Here is a 15,027-nt window from a genome sequence, read left to right on the forward strand (position 1 = left end):
CACCCCGAAGATGCCCGCTCGCCCCCTGGTTGCCCGGTGCCGCTCCGGCCATGCTGAGCAGGTCAGTTTCCGCAGTGAGGGAGCCCCGCCATGGTCACCGTGCCCGCCGGTCGCAGTTTTGGGCGCCGCACTCCGCCGTTGGGCGGGGCGTTGGCGTATCTCCTGCTCAACCTGCCTGTCGGGATCCTCTCGTTCACGCTCATCGTGACGCTCGGGTCGGCCGGGCTGGGGACGCTCATCGTGTGGCTGGGGGTTCCGCTGCTCGCGCTGCTCGTCCTGTTCGCGCGGACCGCGGGGCGGGTCGAGCGGGGGCGGGTGTTCGCGCTGCTCGACGTGTACATCGACGATCCGTATCTGCCGTTGCCGCCGTCAGGGCAGAAGCAGCGCTGGCTGACCCGGCTGAAGGACCCGGCGACCTGGCGTGACCTGTCCTACCTGTTCTTGCTCTTCCCGCTCGGCCTGGTGGAGTTCGTGCTGGTCGTGACGGTGTGGGCGGTCAGCTTGGGCCTGGTCGGACTGCCCGTCTACTACCGCTTCCTTCCGGACGGCGTCTACGCCTTCCCGAGCTACGATGTGCAGTGGTTCGTCGTCGACTCGACGGTGACCGCGCTGCCTTGGGCGGCGCTGGGGGTGCTGTTCGCCGCGATCGCCGTGGCCCTCACCAAGGGGCTGGCGGCCCTGCACGCCGCGTTCGCGGCCGGGTTCCTGCGGCCCACGGTCGCCCAGCGGCGGCGCATGGAGCGCTCGTGGAACGAGATCGACGGGATCACGGTGGCCGGATGACTGCGCAAGACCCGCCTCCGGAGCACCCTCGTCCGCATCCGGCACGCACGATCGCGTACATGATCCCGTCGTTCGTGCTGCGCCTGCTGCAGTTCATCCTCATCGTGGTCGGCGCGACCGCCGGCACGGCGACGCTCATCATCTGGATCGGCTTCCCGATCCTGCTGGCCGTCACCGGCTTCATCCGCTGGTCGGGCGACCTGGAGCGGCGCTGGGCCCGCCGGATGCTCGGCACCCCGCTCGGCCCGGTCGAGCGGCTGCCGCTGGACGGGCAGCCGATGACCCGCCGCTGGCTGACCCGGCTGTCCGACCCGACGACCTGGCGTGACCTGGCTTACCTGATGGTCGCGTTCCCGCTGGCGATCGTCGAGCTGCCGATCGCGCTCGCGTCGATCGTGCTGCTGCCGATGGCGATCTGGGTGACGCCGTGGCTCGGCTGGTTGCACGGCAACCTGGCGCTGTCGCTGCTAGGCCCGAACCGCACGAAGAAGCTCGAAAAGAAGGCCGAACACCTCCAGGCGTCGCGGGCTCGTGGCGTGGACGCCGCGGAGGCCGAGCGCCGCCGGATCGAGCGTGACCTGCACGACGGCGCTCAGCAGCGGCTCGTGGCGGTCGCGATGAGCCTCGGCCGGGCGAAGTCGAAGTTCGACAACGACCCGAACGCGGTGCGCGACCTGATCGACGAGGCCCATTCGGACGCCAAGCTCGCCGTCTCCGAGCTGCGCGACCTCGCCCGCGGCATCTACCCCGCCGTGCTCGGCGACCGCGGTCTCGACGCGGCCCTGTCCGCGCAGGCCGCGAAGTCGCCGATCCCGGTGGACGTGCACGTGAACGTCGAGCCCCGGCCGCCGGCCGCGGTCGAGACCACCGCGTACTTCATCGTCGGCGAGACCCTCACCAACATCGCCAAGCACTCCGGCGCGACCGAGGCGATGGTGAAGGTCTGGCGCTCGGAAACGCACGTCATCACCGAAATCACCGACAACGGGCACGGCGGCGCCGAGGTGCGCCCTGGCGGTGGGCTCGCCGGGCTGGCCGACCGAGCGGCGACCATCGACGGCGTGATCACCGTCGTGAGCCCGGTCGGCGGGCCGACGGTCATCAGAGCGGACCTGCCGTGTCAATGGTGACCCGTCCGTGAGTGAATAGCCTCCGGGAGCTTTTCACTCACGGACCTGGGGGCCTTGATGCGGGTAGTGATCGCCGAAGACGCCGTGTTGCTTCGGGCCGGGGTCACCCGATTGCTCGCCGACGAGGGCATTGAGACCGTCGCCGCGGTCGACAACGGGGACGATCTGCTCGGCGCGATCACCGAACACCGTCCTGACCTGGCGATTGTCGACGTCCGGATGCCGCCGACGTTCACCGACGAGGGCCTGCGCGCGGCGCTGGCGGCCCGCAAGGAGATCGCCGGCCTGCCGGTGCTCGTGCTCTCGCAGTACGTCGAGGAAAGCTACGCGGTCGAGTTGCTGTCCGGAGGCGCCGGAGGCGTCGGCTACCTGCTGAAAGAGCGCGTCGCCGACGTGGACGAGTTCCTGGACGCGGTCCGGCGCGTCGCGGACGGCGGCACCGCCATCGACCCCGACGTCATCGCCCAGCTGATGGCCCGCGGCCGCCGCAATCCGCTCGATTCGCTCACCGCGCGCGAGTCCGAGGTGCTCGGCCTGATGGCGCAGGGACTGTCCAACAACGCCATCGCGAACTCGCTGGTGGTGTCGCACGGAGCGGTCGAAAAGCACATCGGCAACATCTTCTCGAAGCTCGGTCTCGAGGCCAGTTCCGAAGAACATCGCCGGGTTCGCGCGGTGCTGACCTACCTCGGCCGTTGATACCCCTCACTCGAACTGACGGCAGCATCGACGGCGGTTCCTCGCCTACCATGGACTGATGTCCGAGCCGAGCGAGGAGAGTCCGATGTCCGACCGCAGCGTCCGCTTCTTCGGCGGCCCGCTCGACGGCCGGGTGCAGGAACTCGCCGACGAGGAACCGGTTCCGGGCACCGTAGTGCGCCACATCCACCTGCACGGCGGCCCGAAAATCGAGACGCGGTACGAACTCGGCCTGACCGAGAACGGCTGGGCCTACCGGGTGCAGGCGCACGAGTCCGAGCCGGAGCCGGACACCCTCTCGTGAGTGTTTATGCCGGTTGGAACCGGCATTGCCGTTCACGAGAACCCGCGGTAGGGCAAACCCCACCTTTCGCCTCCTGCTGACCCGACCCCGTTTTCGGTGGTCAGCACCGCTGTTTCCGCACCCGGAACGCGACAGGCTCTTCAGCATGACGACGAGCCAGCTGCAGACCCGCGGCGCAAGGGCAACCCGGGACAAATTTCTCGACGTGGTACGCGCCGGAGCGATCCTCGCGGTGGTCGCGCAGCACTGGACGATGCCGGTGCTTTCCTTCTCCGGCACCACTCTCGCCACCGGCAACGCCCTCGCGACCCCCGGCTGGTGGATCATCACCTGGGCCTCGCAAGTCATGCCCCTCGTCTTCTTCGCCGGCGGCGCGGCGAACCTGATCTCGTTGCGCCGCGCGGAATCCACGCGCGCCTGGTTCGCCGGACGCGTCCGTCGCCTGCTCGTTCCGGTTCTGCCGCTGATGGCGGTGTGGCTCGTCGTACCGGATCTGTTGCAGGGCATGGGAGTTCCGCCGCAACCGGTCCAGGTGGCCAGCGCGATCGCGGCGCAACTGCTCTGGTTCCTCTCGGTCTACCTGCTCACCGTGCTGCTCACGCCGTTGATGGTCGCCGCGCACCGCCGCTGGGGTCTCGCGGTTCCGGCGGTACTGGCCGGACTGGGCGTTCTCGTTGACGTGGCGCGGTTCTCCGACCTCGGGATGATCGGATACGCCAACGCCGTCATCGTCTGGGTCGCCGTGCACCAGCTCGGTTTCCACTACGTCGAAGGCCGTCTCGGCGCGCTCAGCCGCCGCGCGGCGCTCGCCGTGTCCGCCGCCGGTTTCGGGGTGACGGCGCTGCTGGTCGCGTTCGGTCCGTACCCGGCGAGCATGATCGGCATGCCGGGCGCGCCGGTGTCCAACATGAGCCCGCCCACCGTCCTGCTGCTGTTCCTGGCGCTCGGCCAGATCGGGTTCCTGCTGGCCTTCCGCGAGAAGCTTGTCTCGCTCCCACGCGTCACCGCGGCGCTCAGCTGGCTCAGCCCGCGGTTCATGTCGGTCTATCTCTGGCACATGCCCGCACTGGTCGTGGTGTCCGGCGTGACCGTCTTCGGCCTCGGCTACTCGACGCCGACCCCGGGTTCGTCGATGTGGTTCCTGATGGCACCCGCCTGGTCCGCCGTGTGCGGCGCGGTGCTGCTGGGGCTGCTGCGCCTGTTCCAGCGCTTCGAAATGCAGCCGGACGGCCTGGTCGTGACCGCTCGGACGCCGCAGCTGGTGCTGGCGGGCCTGCTCGCCTCCGGCGGTCTCCTGGGGCTGGCCGCGCACGGGTTCGCGCCGCTCAACGACAACCTGCTGACCGGTCCGCTGCCGTGGGTGGCGCTGGTCGCGGCCGGGTACGCGCTGGCCGGACGTCAGGTGTCGATGCCGCGGAGCCGGGCTCTCGTGGCGGTCAAACGCTGAGGAGCTTCGCGGGGGTGTCGTGCAGCACCGCCCGCAGGAACGGCTCGCCAAGGCGATCGTCGGCTGCCCAGCCGGCGATCGCCCGCAGCTGTGTGGCGTAGGAGTACGGGATGTTCGGGAAGTCGGTGCCGAGGACGACGCGATCGGCCACCTCCGCCAGCCGGACCGTCCAGTCCGGCGGCAGCGGCGACATCGCCTCCGCGAACGGCACGCCGACCATGGTGGTGTCGAGATGCACTCGCGGGTAGCGGGCCATCAGCTCGAACGCGGTGGTGAACTGCGGCATCGCCGCGTGCGCGAGGACGGCGGTGAGCCGCGGATGCCGTTGCAGGACTTCCTCGAACACCTCAAGCCCGGTGAAGTCGCCGCGCAACGGTCCGTGTCCACAGTGGATCACCACCGGCACGCCCGCTTCGGACAGCGAGCCCCACACCGGGTCGAGCAGCTCGTCCCGCGGGTCGTAAGCCCCGACCTGCACGTGCGCCTTGAAACACCGGGCTCCCGCGCGCAACGCACTGTCCACTGAGGACGCCGCGCTCGGCTCCGGGTAGAACGTGCCGGTGGGCACCGCTTCCGGCACCTGGTCGGCGAAGTCCAGCACCCACGAGGTGAGCCACTCCGCCATGCCCGGCTTGTGCGGGTACACCAGCGGCGCGAAGGCTTTCACGCCCAGCGCGCGCAGCGTGTCGATCCGCTCCGGCTCGGGCGTGCGGTAGTGGATCGGCCACGGTGTGCCGTAATGCTGCTCGGCGCGGTCGAAATACGCCCACACCTTGTCCAGCACGGGCTTCGGCAGGAAGTGGACGTGCAGGTCGACGATCCCGTCGAGGCCGAGCCCGGCGATCCAGCCCGGGACGTCGGCGTCGGTGGCCGGACCAGCCGTCACTCCGTGAACCGGCCCTTCAACGCCCGCCCCATCGCGCGGCTGATGTCCTTCTGCGCGTCGCGTTTGGCGAGCGACTGCCGCTTGTCGTAGGCCTTCTTGCCTCGGGCCAGCGCGATCTCGACCTTGACCTTGCCGTCCTTGAAGTACATCGACAGCGGCACGAGCGACAGACCGCTTTCCTTGGTCTTGCCGATGAGCCGTTCGATCTCGCGCCGGTGCAGCAGCAGCTTCCGCGTGCGCCGCGGCATGTGGTTGGTCCAGGTGCCCTGGGTGTACTCGGGGATGTGGACGTTGCGCAGCCACACCTCGCCGTCGTCCACCGTCGCGAACGCGTCCACAAGGGAGGCTTTGCCCGCCCGCAGGCTCTTCACCTCGGTGCCCTGCAGCACCATCCCGGCCTCATAGGTGTCCAGGATGGAGTAATCGTGCCGAGCCTTGCGGTTCGACGCGATGACCTTCTGTCCACGTTCCTTGGGCATACCGACCACTTTACGTGATGTGTCCGACGGCGAGCAGCCGATTTCTTCTCCGCTAGTGCCGCACGTACAGGCGCAGCGTGACGTACCCGGTGATCGCCGAGATCACGATCGACACCGCCAGCAGGATCGGCGCGACCGGGAACAGCACCTCGAGCGTGGTGATCTGCGGGAACACTTCGCCGGTGAAGACCGTGTCGAGGAAGGACAGCTTCGTCAGAAGCAGGAACACCACCCCGAGCACGGCGCCGACCGTGCCGGCGACCACCGCCTCCAAGAGGAACGGCAACTGGGTATACCACCGCGTCGCGCCCACCAGGCGCATGATGCCGACTTCCGTCCGCCTCGTGAACGCCGAAACCTGAATGGTGTTCGCGATCAGCAGCAGGGCAGCGACGGCCATGATGAGTGCCATCACGAACGCGATGTTCCGGACGCCGTTGAAGACGTTGAACACGCGGTCGAGGAACTTCTTCTGGTCGTCGACCTTCTTGACGCCGGGCTGGCCGGTGTACTGCTTGATGATCGCGTCGGACCGGTCCGGGTCCTTCAGCTTCACCTGCAGCGACGCGGGCAGCGCCTCGGGGCCGGTCAGCTCGAGCAGTTCGGGCTGGCTCGCGAAGATCTTCTTGAACCGGTCGTAGGCCTGGTCGCGGTTCTCGTACACGACCGATTCGACGCCGGGGTTGTTCTGCAGCGACTGGCGGAGCCCGTTGCAGAGCGCCTGCGTGCAGTTCTTGTCGTTCGCGCTCACGTCGTCGACCAGCGCGACCGAAACTTCGACTTCGGCGAGGAAGTTCGCCTTCATCTTGTCGATCGTGCGCACGGCGAGCAGACCGCCGCCGAGCATGGCGAGCGAGACCGCGGTGGTGAGGATCATCGCGATGGTCATCGTGACGTTCCGGCGCAAACCGGTGACGACCTCGCTGAAGACGAAACTGGCACGCATCGCTCTCGTGATTCCTTGGTTCGGGGCGGGAAGGGGCGGGGGCGGTGGGCGTCAGCGGCCGATGCCGTAGACGCCCCTGGCGTCGTCGCGGATCACGCGACCGAGCTGCAGCTCGACGACCCGCCGCCGCATCGAGTCCACGATGGAATGGTCGTGCGTGGCCATCAGCACGGTGGTGCCGGTGCGGTTGATCCGCTCCAGCAGCAGCATGATGTCCTGGCTGGTGTCCGGGTCGAGGTTCCCGGTGGGCTCGTCGGCCAGCAGCACGAGCGGGCGGTTCACGAACGCGCGGGCGATCGCGACGCGCTGCTGCTCGCCGCCGGAGAGCTCGTTGGGCAGCCGGTCGGCTTTGCCGTCGAGGCCGACGAGTTCGAGCACCTCGGGCACGACCTTGCGGATCGTGGGCCGCGGTTTCCCGATGACCTCGAGGGCGAACGCCACGTTTTCCGCGACGGTTTTGTTGGCCAGCAGCCGGAAGTCCTGGAACACGCAGCCGATGGTCTGGCGCAGGCGGGGGACCCTGCGCCGGGCGAGCTTGGCGACGTCGAAGTTCGACACCATGACCCGGCCCTTGGAAGGCACCTCTTCGCGCAGCAGCAGCCGCAGGAACGTCGACTTCCCGGAACCGGACGGGCCGATGAGGAAGACGAACTCACCCTTGTCGATCTCGACCGACACCCGTTCGAGGGCGGGACGGGTCGAGGTCTTGTAGACCTTGGAAACCTCTTCGAGCCGGATCACGGTTCGGCATCCTACCCATGGGCCCCGTTAAGCCCGGGTTGCCGGTGCCTTGGGTGACCCGCGCCTCGTCCTGGCGCGGGTCGCCGCGGCAGTGCGGATCAGGCCGCGTTCGCCTGCTTGCGCCAGCGGATCCCGGCTTCGAGGAAGCCGTCGATGTCTCCGTCGAGGACCGCGGTGGGGTTGCCGACCTCGAATTCGGTGCGCAGGTCCTTGACCATCTGGTACGGGTGCAGCACGTAGGAGCGCATCTGGTTGCCCCAGCTGGAGCCGCCGTCCTTGAGCGCGTCCATTTCGGCCCGTTCCTCCTCCTTTTTGCGCTGCAGCAGGCGCGCTTGGAGGACCTTCATCGCGGCCGCCTTGTTCTGCAGCTGCGATTTCTCGTTCTGGCACGAAACGACGATGCCGGTCGGGATGTGGGTGAGGCGGACCGCGGAGTCGGTCGTGTTGACGCTCTGCCCGCCGGGGCCGGACGAGCGGTACACGTCGACGCGGATGTCCTTTTCCGGGATGTCGACGTGGTCGACTTCCTCGACCTCGGGCAGGACCTCGACGTGCGCGAAGGACGTCTGGCGGCGGCTCTGGTTGTCGAACGGCGAGATCCGCACGAGGCGGTGGGTGCCCTGTTCGACCGAGAGGGTGCCGTAGACGTAAGGGGCGGTCACCTTGAACGTGGCGGACTTGATGCCCGCCTCTTCGGCGTAGGAGATGTCGAAGACGTCCGTCGGGTAGCCGTGCCGTTCCGCCCAGCGGAGGTACATCCGGAGCAGCATTTCGGCGAAGTCGGCCGCGTCGACGCCGCCCGCTTCGGAGCGGATGTTGACGACCGCGTTGCGGGCGTCGTATTCGCCGGACAGCAGGGTGCGGACCTCGAGCGCGTCGATGTCCTTGGCGAGGTCGGCGAGGTCGCTCTCGGCCTCGGTCATGCTGCCGGTGTCGCCTTCGTCGGCGGCGAGCTCGTAGAGGACGCCGAGGTCGTCGAGGCGCTGGCGCAGTTCGGAGACGCGGCGCAGCTCGGCCTGCCGGTGGGAGAGCTGGCTGGTGACCTGCTGGGCTTCCTCGACGTTGTCCCAGAGGGTCGGGCTGGACGCCTGCTCCTCGAGTTCGGCGACCTGCGCGCGCAGCGCTTCGAGGTCCATCACCGACTCGATCTGCGTCAGCTTGCCGGTCAGGTCCTTCAGTGCCGCATCGAACTCATCGCTCACGTCGGACAAGGTTACGGCAAAACCCACGACCGGTCGCGAACCGGTCGTGGGGCCGGGGCGGAGCTCAGGCCTGCGGGATCGAGTCGAGCAGCTTCAGGGCGGCCTTGGCCTGCGCCTGGGCGAACTCGGCGACTGCCTTGGCGTAGGGGCCGTCGGCGGTCTTGGTGGCGTTCTTGGCCTCTTCGAGCTGTGCCTGGTAGGTAGTGCGGGCGCTGTCGAGCAGGGCGCCGCGCTGTTTGGCCGTGAGGGAGCCGGCGTGCACGAGCCGCAGGATGAGCGGGCTGCGCAGGTGGTCGGGTCCGGCCTCGGACGTGAGCCACGTCTTGAAGGCCTTCTTGCCTGCCGCGGTGAGCACGTACTGCTGGCTCGAACGGGGTCCTTGCTTGCCGAGCCGGACGAGACCCTCTTTCGAGAGCGCCGGGAGCTCGCGGTAGACCTGGCTGCGGGTGACACTGAAGAAGGCGCCGAAGCGCTCGTCGGCGCCCGAGACGAGCTGCCCGCCGGTGGCGGGGCCGTCGTGGAGCAGACCGAGCAGAGCGGCGGCGGTTGCATTCAATTCGGACACCCCTCTACGGTCCCACTTATCCGCCGCTGTGTCCACAGTGGTCACGAATCAGTCCATTGTGGCCTGCGGCAACCCCTCTAACAGCCCAGTCCGCAGGTATGTCCACAATAGACTCTGCCACTCTGCGCAACCACCGCCGAAACGATCACCGCGCCGCAACCACCAGCCGAGCGACGGCCAAATGGCGCACAAAAAAGCCGGGGCCCGTGCATCTGCACGAGCCCCGGCCTGTTTCCAAGTAGCGGGGACAGGATTTGAACCTGCGACCTCTGGGTTATGAGCCCAGCGAGCTACCGAGCTGCTCCACCCCGCGTCGTTGTGAAAACAACTTTACACCCCCCGGATTCCCCTCTCACACCACCCCCACAAACGCCCCTCCACCAGCAAAAACACCCCACCCCCACCGCCCGCCCCGACCGCGCCGCCCACCCGAAGAAGCGGCCCAACCTCCAGCTCCCGCGAGGCGAAATTCGCCCGGAGGGCAAAGTCGGACCGCAAACCCGCGACCCGGGATTCACAGCTAGCAATTTTGACAGGTTTAGACCTCTGCTTCTGTCTCGTGTAGAGAGTCAGAAGTCGTTGCCATCACTGGAATATTCCAGCCTCGGCCAACGGAACAGCCATGGTATTTCTCCCGGCGAGCATTGACTTTTCTCCGGATTCACCACCAGCCACCCGCCACCACAAACGAAAGCGAGCCCCCTCCCCCAACGCAGTCCCACACGGGGATCCAGGGGGCGCGCCCCCTGGCGGGGGCCTGGGGGTTCGACCCCCAGAGCAACAACGAAAGAGACCCGCCTTCGCGCTTTGTGCGAAGACGGGTCTCTCATCTCTGTAGCGGGGACAGGATTTGAACCTGCGACCTCTGGGTTATGAGCCCAGCGAGCTACCGAGCTGCTCCACCCCGCGTCGTAGGACCTACCTTACGCCCTGGTTTCCGGCGGGCGCAAAGCAGGTGCCTATTACGTAACCGAGGTCACCCGCCGGGCTGGGACGTCGGCCCGTTGGAGGGCGGCGGCGTCGTGGGTTTGGCGGAGTTGTACTCCTTGGTGGCCGCGTCGAGCGCGGAGAGCGCCGCGCCTTGGTCGGCGAAGTTGCCGGATTGCTGTGCCGCCTTGAGTTTGGCGAGCGCGGCTTGGATGTCGGCGACGGCCTTGTCCATGGCCGGGTTGCTGCCGCCGGTGGTGGGCGGCGGTGCGGTGGTGCTGGACGTGGGCGGGGTCGTCGTGGTGCCGGGTTCGCCTTCCTTAGGCGTGGTCGCCGCCGCGCCGGTGCCCTTGCCGAAGACTTGGTCGAGCGCCTCGTTGAGGGTGGACGCGAAGCCGATCTTGGCTCCGTAGGAGACGAGCACGCGTGCCAGCTGCGGGTAGCTCAGCTGGTTTCGCTGGCGGATGTAGACGGGTTCGACGTACAGGAATCCGTCGGCGACCGGCAGGGTGATCAGGTTGCCGTAAATGGGAATGACGTTGGGGTTGTTCAGCAATGTCCGGTCTTGGGCGACGCGGGGGTCGCTCTGGAACCGGTTTTGCACCTGGACGGGTCCGTCGACCTGGTTCGCGCCGCTGGCCGGCGGTAGTCGCAGGACGCGAATGGTGCCGTAGTCCTGCGGATCGGACGAGATGGACATCCAGGCGGACAGGTACTGCCGCTGCAGACCGGTGAGCGCGCTCGTCAGCTGGAACGTCGGCCTGCCTTCGCCCGCCGCGTTGGCGAGGACGTAGTACCCCGGCTGGTTGGCGACGTTCGCACCCGCCGTGGTGGAGCTGCCGTCCTCGGTCGGGTCCTGCGGGACGCTCCAGAACGCCTGCTGCGCGTAGAACTCCTGCGGGCTGTCCACGTGGTAGCGGGCGAGCAGTTCGCGCTGGATCTTGAACAGGTCCTCGGGGTAGCGGAAGTGCGAGCGCAGTTCCGGCGAGATCTCCGAGCTGGGCTTGACCGTGCCGGGGAAGACGTTCTCCCACGCCTTGAGGACGGGTTCGTTGTCGTCGATCGAATACAGGTTGACGGTGCCGTCGAACGCGTCGACGGTCGCCTTCACCGAGTTGCGGATGTAGTTGATCGAGTTGTTCGCCTGTTTGGTGACGCCGTTGAGCGAGTCGTTGGTCGCTTCGCCGAGCTGCGTCTGCTGGGCGTACGGGTAGTTGTCGAGCGTGGTGTAGCCGTCGACGATCCACTGGATGCGGCCGTTGACCACCGCGGGGTACGGGTCGCCGTCGAGGGTGAGCCACGGGGCGACCTTCGCGACGCGATCGCGCGGTTCGCGGTTGTACATGATCTTCGAGCCGTCGCCGATGGCGTCGGAGAAGAGGATCTTCGGTTCGCGGTATTCGGCGGCGAACATCAGCCGGTTGAACCAGTTGTCGAGCGAGACGCCGCCCTTGCCCTGGTAGAGGTAGCCGCGCTGGGCGTCGGTGTCGTACTCGCCGGGGGCCTTGCCCGGCGTGCCGCCGACGATCGCGTAATCGGACTGGTTGGTGAGCTCGCCGTAGTAGATCCGCGGCTGGTCGACCTTGATGCCCGGCTGGCCGTTGACCGAACCCGCGCCGGTGGGGTTGCTCGTGTCGCTCGTGGTGGCGATCGGGTAACCGCCGTCGGAGTTCGAATCCTTCACCGCACGGTCGATCGTGTTCGCGGGCGCGGCCACGAAGCCGTTGCCGTGCGTGTAGACCATGTGCTTGTTGATCCAGTTGTTCTGGTTACCGGTGAGCCCGTCGGTCTTCATTTCCTTGGCGGCCACGATGTAGTCCTGCGTGGTGCCGCCGATGGTGTACCGGTCGATGTCCAGCTTGGACGGGAAGCCGTAGAAGTTCTCGCGGCCGACGCGCTGGGTGAAGGTGTCGCTGAGGATGTTCGGGTCGAGCAGCCGGATGTTGGAGACCGTGCCGGTGTCGGCCTTCACCGCGTCCGCGGTGGTTTCGGTCTTGCCCGGGTACTGCTCGTACTTCACGTTGGTGAGGCCGTACGCCGCGCGCGTCGCGTCCATGTTGCGCTGGATCGACGTCGCTTCCTTCTCGTTGGCGTTCGGCTTGACCGAGAACTGGTCGAGAATCGCCGGCCAGGCGACGCCGACCAGCACGCCGGAGAGGATGAGCAGCACCAGCGAAATCGCCGGCAGCTGCAGATTCCGCAGGAACGCGCCCGCGAAGAAGGCGATCGCGCAGATCACCGAAATGCACAGCAGGATCAGCTTCGCCGGGAGCACCGCGTTGAGGTCGGTGTAGGTGGCGCCGTTGAACAGCGGCATGTTCCGGTCGGACAGCAGCAGGTTGTACCGGTCGAAGAAGTACTCGACCGCCTTCAGCAGCACGAAAAGCCCGACGGTGATGGCGAGCTGCGCGCGCGTCGGCCCGGCCAGCTGGCCACCGCGGCCGGCGAGCCGGATGCCGCCGAAGATGTAGTGCGCGATCAGCGCGCCGAAGAACGAGACGACGACGGTGACGAACAGCCAGCCGAGCAGCCAGTTCACGAACGGCAGGGAGAAGGCGTAGAAACCGAGGTCGATGCCGAACTCGGGATCTTTCTGCCCGAACGAGGTGCCGTTGAGGAACAGCTGGATCGTCTGCCAGTCGCCGCTCGCCGATGCGCCGGCGATGACGCCGGTGAGCACCGGGATGCCGATGCCGAACAGCCGGATCCGGCTGACGATCACCGAGCGGTAGCGCGACAGCGGGTCGTCGCGGCCGGAGACCGGCACGAACACCGGGCGCGTGCGGTAGGCGATCAGCAGGCTGACCGCCAGCGCGCCGCCGACCAGCAGCCCGACCGCGAGGAAGAGCACGATGCGGGTGACCAGCTGCGTGGTGAACACCGAACGCGCCTGCAGTTCGCCGAACCACAGCCAGTCCACGTAAGTGTCGAGCAACCGGACGCCGGCCAGCAGGGCCAGCACGATCACCGCGGCGATGATGAGAAGGATCCGGCTGCGCCGGGACAGCTTCAGGCTCACCGGGGGCCGAGTCGCCACGGCAATGCTCCTGTCTTCGTGAACACGTTCTCCGGGGACGGCGGTGTCCCCCGTGACCTCTAACTCTACGGATGGTGCCGCGAGTTCCCGGGACCGCCCAAACCGGGCACGCGCGGCGCGTCGCGGGGACGCCTGACACGATGGTCGCCATGCCACCGAGTGAGCCGTCTGCCGCCCACCCTGTCGCCGGGCTGGCCCGGGAAGTCGAAGAGTTCGTCGCGGCCGCGGGCTGGAACCAGCCGCCGCAGTTGTTCGCGCTGGTGCCGACCGCGGCACTGCTGGACGAACAGCCCGAACTGGCTGGTCAGCTCGACCGCGCGAACCCGCTGACCCCGGTGGCCCAGGAGGCGCTGCCGGACGGCGACCTCGCCGAATCGCTCGGCCGGATCGCGTGGCCGGACATCGTGGTCGGCTGCGCGCTGGCGCAGGAGATCATCGTGCTTCCGCCGGACGTGGAGGCCGAACTCGAAGGAATCGCCGAGGCGGACGCCGAAAGCCTCCGCCGCGCCGCCGCGGACCACCCGCGCCGCACCGAGGCCCGCCTGGTCGCGGCCGTCCTGCGCGAAGGCGACGCGGCTTGCGTGATGCGGCTGCGCGGCGTCCAGCCGGGCAACGAGGACGAGAACGCGGTCGACGAACTGGTGGAAAGCCCGGACCTCGCGCCGAATCTTGTCGACGCGTTGAAGACGACCCTGCAGCCCTGATTCACCGGCTGCCGCTTTGTCCGTGAAGGGGCCCTTGAAGGAGTCAGATTCCTTCAAGGGCCCCTTCACGGACTTAGCTTGAGCGCCCGTCAGCAGTGCGCCGTCGGGCGACCGGCCTTCAGGTTGTCCAACTGCTTGAGCGCGTCGTCGAGGTTGGCCACCTTGATGAGGTTGAGCCCTTCCGGCGCGGCCGATTTCGCCTCGGCGCAGTTGTGCTCGGGGACGAGGAAGTCGGTCGCGCCCGCTTCCTTCGCGCCGACGACCTTGAACGAGATCCCGCCGATCGGCCCGACCTGGCCGGTTTCGCTGATCTCGCCGGTGCCCGCGATGTGCCTGCCGCCCGCGAGGTCGCTGCCCGGCTTCCCGGGCGGGGTGAGCCGGTCGATGATCGCGAGGGTGAACATCAGCCCCGCCGACGGTCCGCCAACGTCCTGCAGCGAGATGTCGACGGAGAACGGCGCGACCGCGCGGTCGACGGCGGTCAGGCCGAGGAAGCCCTGGGTGCGGTCGTCGCGCTGGGCGAGGGTGACCGGCACGGTGCGTTCCGGCTGGCCGAGGTGCTGGAAGGTGACCTGGACGGTGTCGCCCGGCTTGGTGTTGGCGATCGAGGCGGCGACCTCGCCCGCCTCGCGCACCTGCTTGCCGTTGACCGCGATGAGCTTGTCGCCGGGGGCGAGGATGTGGTCGGCCGGGCTGCCGGACACGATCTGCTTCGCGACGACCTGCACCGGGTAGCCGAGGTGGCGCAGCGCGGCGACCTGCGCGTTGCTTTGCGAGTTCTGCAGCTGCTGGATGTTCTCCTGCTTGACCTGCTCGTTCGTCTCGCCCGGCTTGTAGTACTCCTCGCGCGGCGCGAGCGCGTAGCGGCCGCTGGCCCAGAGGCCGAGCGCGGTGAAGAGGTTGATGCCGTCGTTGAGCGAGACGGTGGTCATCCGCAGTTCGCCGCTGGTGCCGTAGGTCTGTTGCCCTTTGACCTGGATCACCGGATTGCCCGCGGCGTCGCGGCCGAGGGTGTCGTAGGTGGGCCCGGGGCTGATCGCGACATACGGCACCTGGACCAGGAACCCGGCCACGACGAACACCAGGAACAGCACGCCGCTGACCAGCATCGTCCATCCGCGGCGGGTCAGCCGCCGGTCGCTGCGGCCCGGCGCGCGCGACGGCTCGGCGCGGCGGG

The 15,027-nt window shown here is 68.1% G+C and carries 14 protein-coding genes and 2 tRNA genes; 6 read left to right on the plus strand and 10 right to left on the minus strand.

The features are described 5' to 3' along the window. The first annotated feature begins 90 nt into the window (after window positions 1–90). The 5 genes from H4281_RS36010 (at window position 91) to H4281_RS36030 (ending at window position 4,363) form a co-directional block, all read left to right on the plus strand. Window positions 91–783, plus strand: a complete 693-nt coding sequence (locus tag H4281_RS36010) for a sensor domain-containing protein (protein ID WP_182895331.1) — start codon at window positions 91–93, stop codon at window positions 781–783. Beyond that, the gene (locus tag H4281_RS36015) at window positions 780–1,913 is read left to right on the plus strand and encodes a sensor histidine kinase (protein WP_182895332.1); all 1,134 of its coding nucleotides are present in this window, start codon (window positions 780–782) and stop codon (window positions 1,911–1,913) included. Before H4281_RS36010 ends, H4281_RS36015 begins: the two co-directional genes overlap by 4 nt. Window positions 1,914–1,970: 57 nt before the next feature. Continuing rightward, on the plus strand, window positions 1,971–2,612 hold the full coding sequence (locus H4281_RS36020) for a response regulator transcription factor (protein ID WP_009073303.1): 642 nt from the start codon (window positions 1,971–1,973) through the stop codon (window positions 2,610–2,612). Between the two features lie 85 nt (window positions 2,613–2,697). Further along, window positions 2,698–2,916 (plus strand): DUF8847 domain-containing protein, encoded by a 219-nt coding sequence (locus H4281_RS36025; protein ID WP_009073301.1) that lies wholly within the window; start codon window positions 2,698–2,700, stop codon window positions 2,914–2,916. Window positions 2,917–3,061: 145 nt separating this feature from the next. Continuing rightward, window positions 3,062–4,363 (plus strand): acyltransferase family protein, encoded by a 1,302-nt coding sequence (locus H4281_RS36030; RefSeq protein ID WP_182895333.1) that lies wholly within the window; start codon window positions 3,062–3,064, stop codon window positions 4,361–4,363. Here H4281_RS36030 and H4281_RS36035 read toward each other — a convergent pair. From H4281_RS36035 to H4281_RS36075, 9 genes are all read right to left on the minus strand, one after another. Then, window positions 4,353–5,249, minus strand: a complete 897-nt coding sequence (locus H4281_RS36035; protein WP_182895334.1) for an amidohydrolase family protein — start codon at window positions 5,247–5,249, stop codon at window positions 4,353–4,355. The two genes, H4281_RS36030 and H4281_RS36035, sit on opposite strands and share 11 nt — an antisense overlap. Then, window positions 5,246–5,728 (minus strand): SsrA-binding protein SmpB, encoded by a 483-nt coding sequence (gene smpB, locus H4281_RS36040; protein WP_067593092.1) that lies wholly within the window; start codon window positions 5,726–5,728, stop codon window positions 5,246–5,248. Before smpB ends, H4281_RS36035 begins: the two co-directional genes overlap by 4 nt. Before the next feature lie 52 nt (window positions 5,729–5,780). Beyond that, on the minus strand, window positions 5,781–6,674 hold the full coding sequence (ftsX, locus tag H4281_RS36045) for a permease-like cell division protein FtsX (RefSeq protein ID WP_009073294.1): 894 nt from the start codon (window positions 6,672–6,674) through the stop codon (window positions 5,781–5,783). A 51-nt stretch (window positions 6,675–6,725) separates the two neighbouring features. Then, window positions 6,726–7,415, minus strand: coding sequence for a cell division ATP-binding protein FtsE (gene ftsE, locus H4281_RS36050; protein WP_009073292.1), 690 nt, complete (start codon window positions 7,413–7,415; stop codon window positions 6,726–6,728). 98 nt (window positions 7,416–7,513) lie between these two features. Continuing rightward, a complete protein-coding gene (prfB, locus tag H4281_RS36055) occupies window positions 7,514–8,617 on the minus strand; it encodes a peptide chain release factor 2 (RefSeq protein ID WP_182895335.1) in 1,104 nt (367 codons plus the stop codon). Window positions 8,618–8,681: 64 nt separating this feature from the next. Beyond that, a complete protein-coding gene (locus tag H4281_RS36060; protein ID WP_067592944.1) occupies window positions 8,682–9,182 on the minus strand; it encodes a PadR family transcriptional regulator in 501 nt (166 codons plus the stop codon). 239 nt (window positions 9,183–9,421) lie between these two features. Further along, window positions 9,422–9,495 (minus strand) — tRNA-Met (locus H4281_RS36065). Window positions 9,496–10,017: 522 nt separating this feature from the next. Continuing rightward, window positions 10,018–10,091: transfer RNA gene (locus H4281_RS36070), tRNA-Met, on the minus strand. 67 nt (window positions 10,092–10,158) lie between these two features. Continuing rightward, complete coding sequence (locus tag H4281_RS36075; protein ID WP_376771997.1) at window positions 10,159–13,146, minus strand: UPF0182 family protein; 2,988 nt, start codon at window positions 13,144–13,146, stop codon at window positions 10,159–10,161. Between the two features lie 149 nt (window positions 13,147–13,295). Between H4281_RS36075 and H4281_RS36080 the strand changes: the two genes are divergently transcribed. Continuing rightward, complete coding sequence (locus H4281_RS36080; RefSeq protein ID WP_182895336.1) at window positions 13,296–13,850, plus strand: PPA1309 family protein; 555 nt, start codon at window positions 13,296–13,298, stop codon at window positions 13,848–13,850. 89 nt (window positions 13,851–13,939) lie between these two features. Here the strand turns inward: H4281_RS36080 and H4281_RS36085 are convergent, their stop codons facing one another. Further along, complete coding sequence (locus H4281_RS36085; protein ID WP_182895400.1) at window positions 13,940–14,959, minus strand: YlbL family protein; 1,020 nt, start codon at window positions 14,957–14,959, stop codon at window positions 13,940–13,942. Between the last annotated feature and the right edge of the window lie 68 nt (window positions 14,960–15,027).

Source organism: Amycolatopsis dendrobii, from assembly GCF_014145675.1.
Taxonomy (GTDB): domain Bacteria; phylum Actinomycetota; class Actinomycetes; order Mycobacteriales; family Pseudonocardiaceae; genus Amycolatopsis; species Amycolatopsis dendrobii.